General features: G+C 76.5%; 14 protein-coding genes and 1 pseudogene. 6 read left to right on the top strand and 9 right to left on the bottom strand.

The features are described from left to right. Positions 1–126: 126 nt before the first annotated feature. Positions 127–1611, bottom strand: a complete 1485-nt coding sequence (glpK, locus tag LPU43_RS25600) for a glycerol kinase GlpK (RefSeq protein WP_229403078.1) — start codon at positions 1609–1611, stop codon at positions 127–129. Positions 1612–1660: 49 nt separating this feature from the next. Further along, entirely contained in the window at positions 1661–2107 is a 447-nt protein-coding gene (locus tag LPU43_RS25595) for an ATP-binding protein (protein ID WP_229403077.1), read from the bottom strand. A 120-nt stretch (positions 2108–2227) separates the two neighbouring features. Here LPU43_RS25595 and macS point away from each other — a divergent pair, with 120 nt between their 5' ends. Continuing rightward, positions 2228–3355, top strand: coding sequence for a MacS family sensor histidine kinase (gene macS, locus LPU43_RS25590; RefSeq protein WP_229403076.1), 1128 nt, complete (start codon positions 2228–2230; stop codon positions 3353–3355). A 17-nt stretch (positions 3356–3372) separates the two neighbouring features. Continuing rightward, positions 3373–4005: a response regulator gene (locus LPU43_RS25585; protein ID WP_229403088.1), complete on the top strand. Its 633-nt coding sequence runs from the start codon at positions 3373–3375 to the stop codon at positions 4003–4005. A gap of 70 nt (positions 4006–4075) precedes the next feature. Here LPU43_RS25585 and LPU43_RS25580 read toward each other — a convergent pair whose 3' ends face one another. Genes LPU43_RS25580 through LPU43_RS25570 form a run of 3 tightly spaced genes read right to left on the bottom strand, consistent with a single transcriptional unit; the run spans position 4076 to position 6495 of the window. Next, positions 4076–4648, bottom strand: a complete 573-nt coding sequence (locus LPU43_RS25580; protein ID WP_229403075.1) for a DUF5709 domain-containing protein — start codon at positions 4646–4648, stop codon at positions 4076–4078. Positions 4649–4705: 57 nt separating this feature from the next. Next, complete coding sequence (locus LPU43_RS25575; RefSeq protein ID WP_229403074.1) at positions 4706–5437, bottom strand: ATP-binding protein; 732 nt, start codon at positions 5435–5437, stop codon at positions 4706–4708. Positions 5438–5496: 59 nt separating this feature from the next. After that, positions 5497–6495 (bottom strand): SDR family oxidoreductase, encoded by a 999-nt coding sequence (locus LPU43_RS25570; protein ID WP_229403073.1) that lies wholly within the window; start codon positions 6493–6495, stop codon positions 5497–5499. 182 nt (positions 6496–6677) lie between these two features. Here LPU43_RS25570 and LPU43_RS25565 point away from each other — a divergent pair, with 182 nt between their 5' ends. After that, positions 6678–7880 carry a glycosyltransferase gene (locus LPU43_RS25565; protein WP_229403072.1) on the top strand — a complete coding sequence of 401 codons (1203 nt, stop codon included), beginning with the start codon at positions 6678–6680 and terminating at the stop codon, positions 7878–7880. On the opposite strand, the pseudogene LPU43_RS25560 reads toward LPU43_RS25565, so the two are convergent. The 4 genes and pseudogenes from LPU43_RS25560 to aroA form a co-directional block, all read right to left on the bottom strand. Beyond that, positions 7835–8770, bottom strand: a pseudogene (locus tag LPU43_RS25560) (hypothetical protein). The gene LPU43_RS25565 and the pseudogene LPU43_RS25560 overlap by 46 nt on opposite strands. Positions 8771–8829: 59 nt before the next feature. Further along, positions 8830–9648 (bottom strand): histidinol-phosphatase, encoded by an 819-nt coding sequence (gene hisN / locus LPU43_RS25555; protein ID WP_229403071.1) that lies wholly within the window; start codon positions 9646–9648, stop codon positions 8830–8832. Between the two features lie 58 nt (positions 9649–9706). Then, positions 9707–10840 carry a ribosome small subunit-dependent GTPase A gene (rsgA, locus tag LPU43_RS25550; RefSeq protein WP_229403070.1) on the bottom strand — a complete coding sequence of 378 codons (1134 nt, stop codon included), beginning with the start codon at positions 10838–10840 and terminating at the stop codon, positions 9707–9709. Further along, positions 10810–12111, bottom strand: a complete 1302-nt coding sequence (gene aroA, locus LPU43_RS25545) for a 3-phosphoshikimate 1-carboxyvinyltransferase (protein WP_229403069.1) — start codon at positions 12109–12111, stop codon at positions 10810–10812. Before aroA ends, rsgA begins: the two co-directional genes overlap by 31 nt. A gap of 102 nt (positions 12112–12213) precedes the next feature. Here aroA and LPU43_RS25540 point away from each other — a divergent pair, with 102 nt between their 5' ends. The 3 genes from LPU43_RS25540 (at position 12214) to LPU43_RS25530 (ending at position 14273) form a co-directional block, all read left to right on the top strand. Then, on the top strand, positions 12214–12924 hold the full coding sequence (locus LPU43_RS25540) for an SOS response-associated peptidase (protein ID WP_229403068.1): 711 nt from the start codon (positions 12214–12216) through the stop codon (positions 12922–12924). Between the two features lie 200 nt (positions 12925–13124). Continuing rightward, complete coding sequence (locus LPU43_RS25535) at positions 13125–13517, top strand: WhiB family transcriptional regulator (protein ID WP_229403067.1); 393 nt, start codon at positions 13125–13127, stop codon at positions 13515–13517. Positions 13518–13658: 141 nt separating this feature from the next. Further along, positions 13659–14273, top strand: coding sequence for an alpha/beta hydrolase family protein (locus LPU43_RS25530; protein WP_229403066.1), 615 nt, complete (start codon positions 13659–13661; stop codon positions 14271–14273). Positions 14274–14448: the final 175 nt, after the last annotated feature.

Below are 14448 nucleotides of genomic sequence, written 5' to 3'. Positions count from 1 at the left end.
CCGCGCCGGTAGACCCCACTTTCCCTGAAGTTGTGCGGATCTTGACCGCGCCCTAGCGGCCTCAGGCGCCAGGCGACCGCCGCCGCCGAAAGCGAGCGGGTGGCCGCGCGGAACGGAGCTGCCGCGTCAGTCCACCCAGTTCAGGGTGCGCTCGACGGCCTTGCGCCAACGGCGCAGCTCCCGCTCGCGGTGCTCCGCGTCCATCGTGGAGGTCCACTGCGCGTCGGAGCGCCACTGGGCGCGCAGGGTGGCCAGGTCCGGCCAGAAGCCGACGGCGAGCCCGGCCGCGTACGCCGCGCCGAGGCAGGTGGTCTCGGTGATCCGGGACCGGACCACCGGCACGTCCAGCACGTCGGCGAGGAACTGCATCAGCAGGCCGTTGGCGGTCATCCCGCCGTCGACCCGGAGCCGGCGCAGCGCCACGTCGGAGTCGGCGTTCATCGCGTCGACCACCTCGCGGGTCTGCCAGGCGGACGCCTCCAGCACCGCCCGGGCCAGGTGCCCCTTGGTGATGTAGCCGGTGAGGCCGGCGATGACCCCCCGGGCGTCGCTGCGCCAGTGCGGGGCGAACAGCCCGGAGAAGGCCGGCACGACGTAGCAGCCGCCGTTGTCGTCGACGGTGTGGGCGAGGTCCTCCACCTCGGCGGCGGTGGAGATCAGCCCCAGGTTGTCCCGCAGCCACTGCACCAGCGAGCCGGTGACCGCGATGGCGCCCTCCAGGGCGTACACGGCGGGCTGGCCCTCGATGCGGTACGCGACCGTGGTCAGCAGGCCGTGGGTCGAGGTGACCGGGCCGGTGCCGGTGTTGAGCAGCAGGAAGCTGCCGGTGCCGTAGGTGCACTTCGCCTCACCGGGCTGGAAGCAGGTCTGGCCGAACAGGGCGGCCTGCTGGTCGCCGAGGGCACTGGCCACGGGCACCCCGGCGAGCACCCCGTCGGCGGTGCCGTACACCTCGGCCGAGCTGCGGATCTCCGGCAGCATCGCGGCCGGCACGCCGAGCGCGTCGAGCAGCTCCGGGGCCCAGTCGAGGGTCGCCAGGTCCATCAGCATGGTGCGGCTGGCGTTGGTCACGTCGGTGACGTGCCGACCGGTCAGCTTCCAGATCAGCCAACTGTCCATCGTGCCGAACAGCACCTCGCCCCGCTCGGCCCGCTCGCGCAGCCCGTCGATGTTCTCCAGCAGCCAGCGCAGCTTCGGCCCGGCGAAGTACGTGGCCAGGGTCAGCCCGGTGCGCTCGCGCAGCCGCTGCTCGCCGTACGTGTCGGCCAGGTCGCGCAGCAGCGGGCCGGTGCGGGTGTCCTGCCAGACGATGGCGGGCGCGACCGGCCGGCCGGTGGCCCGGTCCCAGACGACGGTGGTCTCCCGCTGGTTGGTGATGCCGACCGCGGCCAGCCCTCGCGGGTCGGTGCCGGCGGCCTCCAGCGCCTCGCGGACCACGAGCTGGACGTTGTCCCAGATCTCCCCGGCGTCGTGCTCCACCCAGCCGGGGCGGGGGAAGATCTGCCGGTGCTCGCGCTGGGCGACGGAGACGATCTCCCCGGCCCGGTCGAAGACGATGCACCGGGACGAGGTGGTGCCCTGGTCGATGGCGGCGACGTACTCTCCGGTCACCGCAGCACCGTACCCGGGCCGCCGCCGTCCGGCTCGCCTCCCGGCGGGGTCAGTCCAGGCGGGCGGCGAGGACGGCGCTGATCCGGACGACGGTGCCGGCCGCGCCGGTCTCGACCTCCATCGCGTCGCTCAGCTCCCGGGCCAGCCAGAGCCCCCAGCCGCCGACGGTCCCGGCCGCGGGGCGGCTGCGGTCGTCGAGCCGCAGCGTGCTGATCCCCCGGCCGTGGTCGGCGACCTCGCAGACCAGCCGCTCCGGCCACAGCCACAGCCGCAGCCAGCCCCGCCCGCCGCCGTGGCGGACCGCGTTGGTGATCAGCTCGTTGACCGCCAGCACGAAGTCGTCGAGCCGCTGCCCGTCCAGGCCGGAGGCGTGCGCGCAGGAGGTGACCGAGTGCCGCAGCTCGGTCACCTGGGCCTGCTCGAAGGCCACGGCGATCAGGAGGGAGGTGTTGATGGGCACCACCGTACGCGGTGCGGGTGGCTCTGCATTCGTCATGGGCCGGTCCGAGGGGTCGGTCTGGGCGAGGTTTGCGGCATTTCCACCGTACGTCAGGAATCTGCTTGCCGCTCGGCGGCCCCTGCCGGGGACGTGGACGGCTGTGGCATCGTGTCGGTCGTGCCGTCGCCGCCCGGTGGATTCGAGGTCCCGCTCTGGCGGGCCGTCGCGGTGTTCCGGTTCGCCGCCCTGGCGTACGTCGGCCTGCTCGTCGCCCGCGACGCCGACCGGTACGCGCATCCGCTGTTCGCCGGGGTCGTCCTGCTGGCGATGCTCGCCTGGACGGTGACCACCGCCCTCGGCTACGCCCGCCCGGCCCGCCGCCGCTGGCCCCTGCTGGCCGCCGACCTCGCCGTCACCGCCGGGGTGCTGCTGGTCAGCCCGTGGGTGGTCGGGCGGGACGCGCTCGCCACCGGCACGCCCAGCCTCGCGGTCGTCTGGCTGGCCGGGCCGGTGCTGGCCTGGGCCGTCTCCGGCGGCCGGCGGCGCGGCGCGGTGGCCGCGCTGGCGGTCGCCGCGGCCGACCTGGCGACCCGGGAACGGATCGGCCAGTCCACCGTCACCGGCGAGATCCTGCTGCTGCTGGCCGGCGTGGTGGTCGGCCACGTCGCCCGGCTCGCCGTCACCGCCGAGCAGCGGCTGCACCGGGCGGTGGAGCTGGAGGCGGCCACCCGGGAACGGGAGCGGCTGGCGCGGGACATCCACGACTCGGTGCTCCAGGTGCTCGCGCTGGTGCAGCGGCGCGGCGCGCACCTCGACGGGGAGGCCGGCGAGCTCGCCCGCCTGGCCGGGGAGCAGGAGGCCGCGCTGCGGGCGCTGATCGGGCGGGCGGGCACCGCCGCGCCGGCCGGCGACGCCGACACCCGCGACCTGCGGGCCATGCTCGACCGGTACGCCTCGGCGACGGTCGCGGTCTCCGCGCCGGCCACCGGCGTGCCGCTGCCCGGGTGGGTGGCCGCCGAGCTGACGGCCGCCGTCGGCGCGGCGCTGGACAACGTGACCCGGCACGCCGGTGGGCGGGCCTGGGTGCTCATCGAGGACGAGGGGGAGACGGTGACCGTCTCGGTACGCGACGAGGGGCCGGGGATCGCGGCGGGGCGGCTCGCCGAGGCCGAGGCGCAGGGGCGACTGGGGGTGGCGCAGTCCATCCGGGGACGCGTCGCCGACCTGGGCGGCGAGGTGCGGATCGTCTGCGCCCCCGGCGCGGGCACCGAGATCGAGCTGAGCGTGCCGAGGAGCGTGCGGTGAGCGCCGGCGTGCGGGTGATGGTGGTCGACGACCACCCGATGTGGCGCGAGGGCGTGGCCCGCGACCTCACCGAGGCCGGGCACCTGGTGGTCGCCACCAGCGGCGAGGGGCGGCAGGCCGTCCGGGTGGCCCCCGCCGCCCGACCCGACGTGGTCGTGCTCGACCTGCAACTGCCCGACGTCTCCGGGGTGGAGGTGATCCGCGGTCTGCGCGCCGCGCTGCCCGAGGTGCGGGTGCTGATGCTGTCGGCCAGCGGCGAGCCGCAGAGCGTCCTGGACGCGGTGAAGGCCGGTGCCACCGGCTACCTGGTCAAGTCGGCGGCCCCGGCCGAGTTCCTGGACGCGGTGCGCCGCACGGCGGCGGGCGAGCCGGTCTTCACCCCCGGCCTGGCGGGGCTGGTGCTGGGGGAGTACCGGCGGCTCGCGGCCGGCCCGGCGACCCCGGACGCGGCGGCGCCCCGGCTCACCGACCGCGAGACCGAGGTGCTGCGGCTCGTCGCCAAGGGGATGTCGTACAAGCAGATCGCCGAGCGGCTCGGGCTGTCGCACCGGACGGTGCAGAACCACGTGCAGAACACCCTCGGCAAGCTCCAGCTCCACAACCGGGTCGAGCTGACCCGCTACGCCATCGAGCGGGGGCTCGACGACTGACGGCGGGGCCGGGCGCGCGGCGGCGCCGGCCGGTGCGCGCCCGGCCGGCGCCGTACGGGTGCCGCCCGGGTCAGTGCGCCTCGGGCGGGCGGGTCTCGTGGATCGCCAGCTCCTCGGCCGTCGCCCCGCCGCCGGCCGACCCGGCGTCGTACGCGACGTTGTCGGGCTCCACGTCCGTGTGCGACCCCTCGTCGGGCTCCACCAGCCGGCCGACCTCCCCGTCGGCGGTGGTGCCGAGCTGGCCGTGGTCGTACAGGGAGACGGGGGAGTGCGGGTCGGAGGTGGGGCCCGGGTCCATCACGTCGGCGTCGAGCTGCGCCTGGGCGGCCTGCTCCTCGCTGTCGGCCTCGGCCGCGATTGCCGGGTCGACCGGGGCGGCCAGCGGGTCGTCGGCGGGGCGCTCGTAGCTCTCGCGCTGGAGCTTGTAGTCCAGCGACTCGCCGTCGAGCTGCTCCTCGGCCGTGGTGCCGAACCGGTCCACGGCGACCGGCGTGCGGTCGCCGGGAAGCTGGGCGGGATCCGGGCCGTCCGCCTCCCGCCCGGTCTCGACGTCGTCGTGGGCCGTCGAGTCGTCGTCGGCGGTGTCGGGCAGGCCCTCCGCCTCGGTGTCGGAGACGGGGGTCGGGTACTCGTCGTCGCGCATGGCTGATCACTACCCACTGCCCACCGCCAGTAACCGGTCCGGGCGGGGTGGGCGGGGTCAGCCGCGCCCGGCGGGCTCGTCGTCGGGGTGCAGGACCGCCCAGACGAGCTTGCCGTCGGGCAGGGCCGTGCTGCCCCAGCGGCGGGCCACCGTGTCGATCAGCAGCAGGCCCCGCCCGCCGGCCAGGTTCGTCGGGGCGAGCCCCGAGTACGACGGCTGCCGCCGGCTGCGGTCGCGCACGGCCATGTGCAGCATGCTGCCCCCGGGGGCCAGCCGCAGCGTCATCGGGGTGCGCGCGTGCGCCACCACGTTGTTGACCATCTCGGTCACCGCGATGCAGCCCGCCTCGGTCAGCCCGCCGATGCCCCACCGGGCGCAGCCCTCGGTCACCAGCGCCCGGGCCTGCCGCGCCGCGGCGACGACCGGCGGCAGGTGCGTGGTGATCGCCGCGGCCATCGGGGACCGGGCCAGCGCCGCCGTCGCCTCGTCGAGGGTCGGCCAGACCGACAACCCCTCGCCGGCCGCCGCCCCGCTCGGGTCGCACACCAGCAGGTCCGCCGCCGGCCAGTCGGCGATCTCGTGGCGCACGTCGGCGAAGACCCGCCGGGCGGCGGCGTCGGTCATCCGCAGCCGGGACACGTCCACCACCACGGGGCCGGGCCGGTCGCAGAGCCGCACGAGCAGGGCGTCGCGCACCGTGGCGGTGCCGGCGGGGTCGAGCACCCCGGTCAGTCGGAGCACCCCGGACGGCTCGTCCGTTTCCACCAGGCAGCGCACGTCCGTCGGCATGATCGTCCTATTGTGCATCCCGCCGAGGGGACGCGCATCCGACGAACCGGGGGAGACCATCAGCGATCCGTCCGCGACCGTATGGTCCTCGCCGCCGCCGTCCCCATCGCGGTGCCGGCGGCGGCGAGCCCGAGCGCGGCGGTCATCCGCACCAGCCGCCGTCGCCGGCCGTGCCACCCGCCCTCCCGCTCGCCCGCCGCGTCGGCGGCGAAGACGTTGCCGGTGCTGTCCCGGCGGCCCGGCGCCCCCAACTGGGCGCGGTGGGCGTACCAGCCGAGGGCCCGCTCGGTCAGCGCCGGGGCGAGCCGCCACTGCACGCCGAGCAGCCGGGCGGCGCTCCCCGCGTACGCCTCCCGGCGCGGCCGGCGCAGCACCCGGACGATCGTCTCGGCCGCCACCTCCGGCGGGTACACCGGTGGGGGCGGCACCAGCTCGTGGCCGGTGTGGTTGGCGGCGTGCCGGAAGAACGGGGTGTCGATGCTGGCCGGCAGGACGGTGCAGACCGAGATGTGCCCGCGCCCCGTGACGCGCAGCTCCTGCCGGACCGTGTCGGCGAGCCCCCGGACGGCGTGCTTGGCCGTGTTGTACGGCGACTGGTAGGGCATCGCCACCTCGGCGAGCACCGAGGCGTTGTTGACCAGCACCCCGCCGCCGGCCGCGTCGAGGTACGGCAGGGCCGCGCGCATCCCGTACACGCAGCCGAGCAGGTCGACCTCCAGCACCCGGCGGAACTCGCGCAGCGGGATCTCGTCGAAGAGCCCCGCGACGCCGACCGCCGCGTTGTTGACCCAGGCGTCGATCCGGCCGAACTCGCCCGCCGCCTCGGCGGCGAGCCGCTCGACCGCCGCCGGGTCGGTCACGTCCGTGGGCACGACCAGGGCGCGGCCGCCCAGCTCGCGGCAGCGGGCCGCCACCCGTTCCAGCGCCTCCGCGCTGCGGGCCGCCAGCACCACTGCGGCTCCCCGGTGGGCGAGGGCGTAGGCGGTCGCGGCGCCGATGCCGCTGGAGGCGCCGGTGAGCACGACCGTGGCGTCGTCGAGGGCTCGGGTGAGGGCCATTCTTCGGCGGTACCCCAGCGGGGCGACCTCATGCCGCCGGATTTCGGTCGATCGCCGCCGCCCGCGTCCGGCCGGGCCCCCGGCCTGCTCCGAATTGCCAGGTTTCGGCTCCTCGGGGGGCGGTTAATGGGACGCTCTGACCGGGAGGACCACCAGCTCGAGAGAACGCATGGAGGTGACCCATGCGCGTCGGCCTAGTGTGCGCGCACTCCGGCCCGTCGCGGCCCGCCGACGGTCCGGCCGTCGGCACGCGCGAGCACATCGCGCGGGTCGCCGCCGAGCTGGCCGGGCGCGGCCACGACGTGCACGTCTACGAGCGCCGCGACGACCCGGCGCTGCCGGAGACGGCGGAGGTCGACGGGCACCGGGTGGAGCGGGTGCCGGTGGGCCCGGCCGCCCCGACGCCCACCGCCGAGCTGGTCCCGTACGTCTCCGAGTTCGGCCGCTGGCTGGCCGACCGCTGGGCCGGCGAGTGGGCCCCCGAGGTGGTGCACGGGCACTACTGGGTGGGCGGGCTCGCCGCCGCGCACGCCGTGCGGGAAACGGACATTCCCGTCGTGCAGACCTTCCACTCCCTCGGCGTCGAGCAGCTCCGCCACCTCGGCCCCGGCTACGACGGCCCCGGCCCCCGCATCCCGCTGGAGCGTGCGCTGACCCGGGCGGTGGACGTCGCGGTCGCCCAGTGCAACGACGAGGTCGACGAGCTGACCCGGATGGGGCTGCAACGCAGCTCGGTGGCGATGGTGCCGGCCGGCGTGGACGTCGAGCGGTTCCAACCCGACGGGGAGGCCGCCCCGCGCGACCAGCGCGCCCGCATCCTCTCCGTCGGCGGCCTGGCGCCCGGCCACGGGCAGGACGACCTGATCCGGGCGATGCGGCTGGTCGGGGACGCCGAGCTGGTGATCGCCGGCGGTCCGCCGGCCGACCGGCTGGCCGGGCACGCCGAGGCCCGCCGCCTGCGCGAGCTGGCCGAGCGCGTCGGCGTGGGCGATCAGGTGAAGCTGGTCGGCGCGGTGCCGCACGACCAGATGGCCACCTGGTACCGCTCGGCCGACGTGGTCGCCTGCACCCCGCGCTACTCCTCCGCCGGCCGGGTCTCCCTGGAGGCGATGGCCTGCGGCGTGCCGGTCGTCGGGTACGCCATGGGCGGCATTGCCGACGCGGTGGTCGACGAGGTCACCGGCCGGCTCGTGCCGCCGGGCGACGTGCGCGCCCTGGGGGTCGGCCTGCGCCGGCTGCTCGCCGACAACGCCGGCCGGTTCGCCTACGGGCACGCCGCCGTGGACCGGGTCCGGTGCAGCTACACCTGGGACCGCACGGCGGGCGCGCTGGAGCGGCTCTACGAGCGGGTGGTCCGCCGCCGCAAGCCCGTCGAGGCCGCGTAGCGCTTTCCGTCGCCGCCGGTCGGTCAGCGGCGCGGGCGGGCCGGGGTCGCGGCGGGCAGCATCCCCCGCTCGCGCTCCGGTGTCACCCCGTGGTGGTGCTGCGGCTCGGCGTACCGGGTCAGCCCGATCACCGCGGCCAGCGTGGTCAGGAAACCGAGCGCGGCGAGCCACTCCCGGCCGGGCCAGATCCTGTCGTTGAGCAGCAGCAGCCCCACGATCGCGGCGGGCACCGCCCCGGCCGCGTCCATCGCGGCGACCGCCGCCGTGGTCGAGCCCCGCTGCATGGCCATGCCGAGCAGCAACTGGCCGACCACCGAGTGGGCCACCAGCAGGTAGAGCAGCGGGTCGCGGACGAAGCCCTCCACGGTGGTCACCGCCGCCAGCGGGCGGGCGGCCACCGCGGCGGCGGAGAAGGCCAGCCCGGCCAGCGAGCCGAGCGCCACCGAGCCGGGCGCGCCGTGCAGCCGTACCGCGAAGAAGCCGACCACGGCGATCACCGCGAGGACGGCGCCGAGCGCGACCACCGCGGCGGCCCCGAGCGGCCGGGACTGGGCCGGCTGCGCCGACAGCACGAGCCCGGCGATCCCCGCGAAGAGCAGCACCAGCAGCGCCACCTCGGCGGCCGGCAGCCGCCACTTCAGCAGCAGCACGCCGAGGATCGCGGTGACCCCCAGCCCGGCCGCCACGCTCGCCTGGACCAGGAACAGCGGCAGGTCGCGCCGGGCCAGGAAGGCCAGCACGAAGCCGGCCACCTGGCAGCCGAGGCCGACCAGGTACGTGCGGTGCCCGGCCAGCCGCAGCAGCAGCACCGGATCGAAGGTGTGGTGCAGGGTGGTCCGCGCCGCGGCGACGGACTGGAGGAGGTTGGCGATGCCGTAGGCGACGATCATCGCCGCCAGGAAGCACCAGCCGGAGGACACCACCTGGCGAGGATAGAGGCTGCCGGCGCTCAGCGCGCGGGGGGCCGCCCCAGCCTTCCGAGGACCTCGCCGTGCAGCGGACCGTTGCTGGCCACGGCGCTGTCGTCCACGGACGGGTCGCCGCCGGGCGTGGGCCCGCCGGCCAGATCGGTGAACGTGCCGCCCGCCTCGGTGACGATCGGCACGAGCGCGGCCACGTCCCACAGCGACAGTTCCGGCTCGACCATCACGTCCAGCGCCCCCTCGGCCAGCAGCATGTAGCCGTAGAAGTCGCCGTACGCCCGGCTGCGCCAGGTGTCGCGCATGAGCTGGAGCATCGGCTCCAGCCGGCCGGTGGCCTCCCAGCCGTCGAGCGAGGAGTAGCAGAGGCTGGCGTCGGCGAGCCGGTTCACCCGGGAGACCCGGATCGGGGCGCCGCTGGCGGCGTCCGGGCCGGCGTACGCGCCCTCGCCGAGCGCGCCCCACCAGCGCCGCCCCAGGGCCGGGGCGGAGACCAGCCCGAGCACCGGCCGGTCGCCCTCCAGCAGGGCGATCAGGGTGGCCCAGACGGGCACCCCCCGGACGAAGTTCTTGGTCCCGTCGATCGGGTCGATCACCCAGCGCCGCCCGCCCGGCCCGGCGGGGGGTTGCTCGCCGTACTCCTCGCCGAGCAGGCCGTCACCGGGTCGCCGCTCGGTCAGCACCGCGCGGATCTCCCGCTCGACGGCGGTGTCCGCGTCGGAGACCGGCGTCAGGTCCGGCTTCGCCTCCACCCGCAGGTCGAGGGCGCGGAACCGGGCCGCGGAGATGGCGTCGGCCCGGTCGGCGAGCAGGTGGGCGAGGGCGAGGTCGGCGGCGTACCCGGTCATGCCGCACACGGTAGCGCCGGCTGGGCCGCGCCCGGCCGGCGGATCGGCCCCCGGCGGGTCACGAGCCTTCCAGCGGGTCGCCGGGATTGCGCTGGTCGGGCTCACGGGCGTCGCCCTCGCCGGAGCGGGAGGCCAACAACCGGCGGTACGAGGCCAGCCGCCGGGCGTCGGCCCGGCCGGCGGCCACCCAGGCGTCCAGCGCGCAGTCGGCCTCCTCGGCGGTGTGCTGGCAGTTGACGGGGCAGTCGACCGTCCCCTCGACCAGGTCGGGGAAGCCGTGCAGCAGGCTGTCGGCCGAGACGTGCGCCAGCCCGAAGCTGCGCACCCCCGGGGTGTCGACGATCCAGCCCGCGTCCGCGCCGCCGCCGGGCCGGGGCGGCAGCCGCAGCGCCACCGCGCTGGTCGAGGTGTGCCGGCCCCGGCCGATCGCGCTGACGACGCCCACCGCCCGGTCGGCGTCCGGGACGAGGCGGTTGACCAGCGTCGACTTGCCGACCCCGGAGTGCCCGACCATGACCGACACCCGGCCGGCGAGCAGGTCGCGCAGCGCGTCGAGGTCGGCGTCCGGCTCGATCAGCACGTACGGCAGCTCCAGCTCGGCGTAGTAGCCGAGCACCTGCTCGGGGCCGGCCAGGTCGGCCTTGGTGAGGCAGAGCAGCGGCTCGATGTCGGCGTCGTACGCGGCCACCAGGCAGCGGTCGATGAACCCGGTGCGCGGCGGCGGGTCGGCCAGCGCGCTGACGATCACGAGCTGGTCGGCGTTGGCGACCACTACCCGTTCCAGCCGCCCCTCGGCGGTGGTCTCGTCGTCGTCGGCGGTGCGCCGCAGCACGGAGCGGCGCTCGGCGATGCGGACGATCCGGGCGAGCGCGCCGGCCGCCCCGGAGGTGTCGCCGACCAGGCCCACCCGGTCGCCCACCACCACCGACTTGCGGCCCAGCTCCCGGGCGCGCATCGCGGTGACCAGCGGGGTGTCGGGGTCGGCGTCGGGCGGCACGCAGGTGTAGCGGCCCCGGTCGACGGCGATGACGAAGCCGTCGACGGCGTCGGCGTGCCGGGGCCGGGTCCGGGTGCGCGGACGCGAGGACTTCCCGGGCCGCACCCGCACGTCGTCCTCGTCGTACTCCCGCCTCTTCGTCGCCAGGGCGCCCCTCCGTCGGGTCAGCTCTTTCCGGTCACCATCCCCGACCATAGTGCCGGGAACTCCGGCATGGTCTTCGAGGTGCACGACACGTCGTCGAGTTCGATGCCGGGGACGGCCAGCCCGGTCACGGCGGCGGCGTGCGCCATCCGGTGGTCGTGGTAGGTGCGGAACGACCCGCCCCGCAGCGGCCGGGGCCGGATCTCCAGCCCGTCCGCCGACTCGGTGAGGTCCGCGCCGAGGCCGGCGAACTCCCGGGCGAGCGCGGCGATCCGGTCGGTCTCGTGCCCCCGGATGTGCGCGACGCCGGTGAACCGGGAGGGCGAGTCGGCGAGCATGGCCAGCGCGGTCAGCGCCGGGGTCAGCTCGCTGACGTCGGAGAGGTCGGCGTCGATGCCGTGCACCGCGCCGGTGCCCCGCACGGTCAGGCCGGCGGTGGTGAGGGTCACCTCGCCGCCCATCCGCCGCAACAGCGAGCGGAGCTGCTCGACCGGCTGGGCGCTGCTGCGCGGCCACCCCCGCAGCGTCACCTCGCCGCCGGTGACCAGCGCTGCGGCGAAGAACGGCACCGCGCCGGAGAGGTCCGGCTCGATCTCCCAGCCCCGCCCGGCCAGCGGCCCCGGCTCGACGACCCAGACGTCGGGGGTGCTGTCGTCGACGGCCGCGCCGGCGGCGCGCAGCATCTGGGCGGTCATCCGCAGGTGCGGCGCGGAGGGCACCGGCGGCCCGACGTGCCGGACCACCACGCCCCGGTCGAAGCGCGGCGCGGCCAGCAGCAGGCCGGAGACGAGCTGGCTGGAGGCGGAGGCGTCGATCACCACCTCGCCGCCGGTCACCCGCCCGGCCCCGAACACGGTCAGCGGCAGGCTGCCGGTCGCCGGGGACTCCACCCGGACCCCGAGGGAGCGCAGCGCGCCGATCAGCGGGCCGAGCGGCCGGGTGCGGGCCTGCGGGTCGCCGTCGAACGTGATCCGGCCGTCGGCCAGGCCCGCGACGGGCGGCACGAACCGCATGATGGTGCCGGCCAGGCCCACGTCCACGTGCGCCGGCCCGGCCAGCGGGTGGGGACGGACCAGCCATCGGTCGTCGTCGGTGATCGACATGTGCGCGCCCAGCGCGCGCAGCGCGCCGGCCATCAGCTCGGTGTCCCGGGCCCGCAGCGGCCCGGCCAGCGTGGAGGGGCCGCTGGCCAGCGCGCTGAGCACCAGGGCGCGGGCGGTCATCGACTTGGATCCCGGCAGCCGCAGCGTGGCCTGCACCGGGTCGGACGCGGTCGGAGCGGTCCACGGCAGCGGCGGCCGGGTCGCGGTCAGATTCCCCACGCTCACATTCTGCCGCCCGGTGGGCCCCACGGGAGCGTGCGCCGGGCGTGCTCCCGGTTGGCGGGACAGCCGGACGCGGCCAGGGGCGTTAGCGTGTGCCCCATGTGCGGGAGGTACGCGACGACCCGGGGCGCCGGCGAGCTGGGCGCGCTCTTCGAGTCGTACGACGAGACCGAGGGTCGCGTCCGGTCGAGCCACAACGTGGCCCCCACGACCACCGTGCCGCTGGTCCGGCTCGACGCCGAGGGGCACCGCGCCCTCTCCGCCGGCCGCTGGGGGTTCCTGCCGCCGTGGTCGCGCTCGCCCGCCGACGGCGCCCGCATGATCAACGCGCGGGCCGAGACGGTGGCGACCAGCCGGGCGTACGCCCCGGCCTTCGCCCGCCGCCGCTGCCTGGTTCCCGCCGACGGCTGGTACGAGTGGGTCCGGCTGCCCGAGGGCGGTCGCCAGGCGTACTTCATGACCCCGGCCGACTCCTCGGTGCTCGCCCTCGCCGGCATCTGGTCGGTGTGGCAGGGCCCGGCCGGCCCGCTGCTCACCTTCAGCGTGCTGACCACGGCGGCGGTCGGCGAGCTGGCCGGGGTGCACGAGCGGATGCCGCTGCTGCTGCCCCGACCGCGCTGGGCGTCCTGGCTGGGCGGCCCAGCCGACGACTCCGCCGGGCTGCTCGCCCCGCCAGACCCGGGGTGGCTGGCCGACCTGGAGATCCGGCCGGTGGGGCCGGCGGTGGGCAACGTCCGGAACAACGGGCCCGCGCTGACCGCCCGGGTGCCCCGGCCGGCGGCGCCCGCCGAGGAAATGACGCTTTTCTGACAGTCGGCTGGGCGCATTGTCGCGTGCTGATTTGCCAGAGTTGCGGGTGAATCGTCTCCCGTGCGTTTCGGTGTTCTCTCCGGAAACCCTTGTCTCCCCGTCCGGAAGTGCGATACAACACAGCGCCGGTAGTGGGCGACGATTCGCACGGTGCGAACGGCGCCCATCGATTTTTCCGGTCCCACGGGGGAGGTGGGTGGATGACACGGGCGCGTATGCCACGCCCGAACGAGGTGGCAGCCGCACGACGAGATCCGCGGCTGCTGCGGGCGTTGCGTGATCGTCGGCAGGACGAGGCCTGGCGCACCAGGGGCACATGTCAGAGCGTGGACCCGGAGACGTTCTTTCCGGCGCCCAACGAGCCGGCCGACGCGGCGGTGGCGCTCTGCCGCAGTTGCGACGTCCAGGGCTCGTGCCTGGCCTGGGCGCTGGAGGTCGGTGACTGCCACGGCGTGTGGGGCGGCACCACCCCCCGCGAGCGCCGGGCCATGCTCGTCGCCTGGCGCAGCGAGGTCGATCCCGACCCGGAGGCGGCCGACGAGGCCGGCCCGCCGGTGCGCGACCGGCTGCTCACCCTGGTCCCGCTGAGCTGACCCGGCCCGGCCGTCCGGGCATGGGCGCGCCCTACGGCCGTCGACGCCCTGCCGAGGTGTGTCCCCGGCCGCGCGCGCCGAGCCGCCGCTGCGGCGTGCCTCGCGGCGGCGCGGCGCGGATCGGGGGCGCAGAATGGGCCGGTGCGGCATACGGACGACATCGCGACACCGCGCGGCCCGGCCCGGGTCGACACCGACCTGCCGGCCGGCCCGGCGGGCGCCCTGCTGGTGCTCGGGCACGGCGCGGGCGGTGACGTCGACGCGCCGGACCTGCGCGCCCTGCGCGACGCCGCCGTCGCCGCGTCGGTGGCTGTGGTCCGGGTGACCCAGCCCTACCGGGTGGCCGGGCGGCGCGCGCCGGCCCCCGCCGGGCACCTCGACGAGGCGTGGACGGCCGTCGTGGCCGAGCTGCGCCGCCGGCACCCCGGCGTGCCCGGGCTCGTCGTCGGTGGCCGTTCCAGCGGCGCGCGGGTGGCCTGCCGCACGGCGTCCGCCGTCGGCGCGGACGCGGTGGTGGCCCTGGCGTTCCCGCTGCACCCGCCGGGCCGGCCGGAGCGCTCCCGGGCGGGCGAGCTGGCCACCGGGCTGCCGACGCTGGTGGTCAACGGCGACCGCGACCCGTTCGGCGTGCCCGCGTCGGGTCCCTCGGTCCGGGTGGTGCTCCGCCCCGGCGAGCGGCACGACCTGCGCGGCGACCCGGCCGGCACCGCCGCCGTGGTGGTCGACTGGCTGCGCGGGCGGGGCTGGGCGTCCTGATCCACCGCCCTCCGGCGAGGTCCGGGCGGCCGGGAGCGTGACCAGGCAGCGGCGAGCGTCGTTGTCCCCGATGGTGTCGGGTGCCCGGTCGGGCGGTCGGCGCCGTCCCTCCCAGGCCCTTCCTGGTCCCAGCGCCGGCACCCGCCGGAGCCGGAGCCGGGACCAGGAACGGGGC

Source organism: Micromonospora okii, from assembly GCF_020884795.1.
In the GTDB taxonomy this organism is placed as follows: Bacteria; Actinomycetota; Actinomycetes; order Mycobacteriales; family Micromonosporaceae; genus Micromonospora; species Micromonospora okii.
Note: the sequence above shows the minus strand (reverse complement) of the source record. Positions and strands in the feature narration are given on the sequence as shown.

Excerpts from the sequence above, each read along its gene's own strand:
- LPU43_RS25575 (WP_229403074.1), bottom strand. The coding sequence starts at position 5,437 with ATGCCGACGGACGTGCGCTGCCTGGTGGAAACGGACGAGCCGTCCGGG.
- LPU43_RS25570 (WP_229403073.1), bottom strand. The coding sequence starts at position 6,495 with ATGGCCCTCACCCGAGCCCTCGACGACGCCACGGTCGTGCTCACCGGC.
- LPU43_RS25540 (WP_229403068.1), top strand. The coding sequence starts at position 12,214 with ATGTGCGGGAGGTACGCGACGACCCGGGGCGCCGGCGAGCTGGGCGCG.
- LPU43_RS25595 (WP_229403077.1), bottom strand. The coding sequence starts at position 2,107 with ATGACGAATGCAGAGCCACCCGCACCGCGTACGGTGGTGCCCATCAAC.
- LPU43_RS25565 (WP_229403072.1), top strand. The coding sequence starts at position 6,678 with ATGCGCGTCGGCCTAGTGTGCGCGCACTCCGGCCCGTCGCGGCCCGCC.
- LPU43_RS25535 (WP_229403067.1), top strand. The coding sequence starts at position 13,125 with ATGACACGGGCGCGTATGCCACGCCCGAACGAGGTGGCAGCCGCACGA.
- LPU43_RS25580 (WP_229403075.1), bottom strand. The coding sequence starts at position 4,648 with ATGCGCGACGACGAGTACCCGACCCCCGTCTCCGACACCGAGGCGGAG.
- hisN (WP_229403071.1), bottom strand. The coding sequence starts at position 9,648 with ATGACCGGGTACGCCGCCGACCTCGCCCTCGCCCACCTGCTCGCCGAC.
- rsgA (WP_229403070.1), bottom strand. The coding sequence starts at position 10,840 with ATGGTCGGGGATGGTGACCGGAAAGAGCTGACCCGACGGAGGGGCGCC.
- LPU43_RS25585 (WP_229403088.1), top strand. The coding sequence starts at position 3,373 with ATGGTGGTCGACGACCACCCGATGTGGCGCGAGGGCGTGGCCCGCGAC.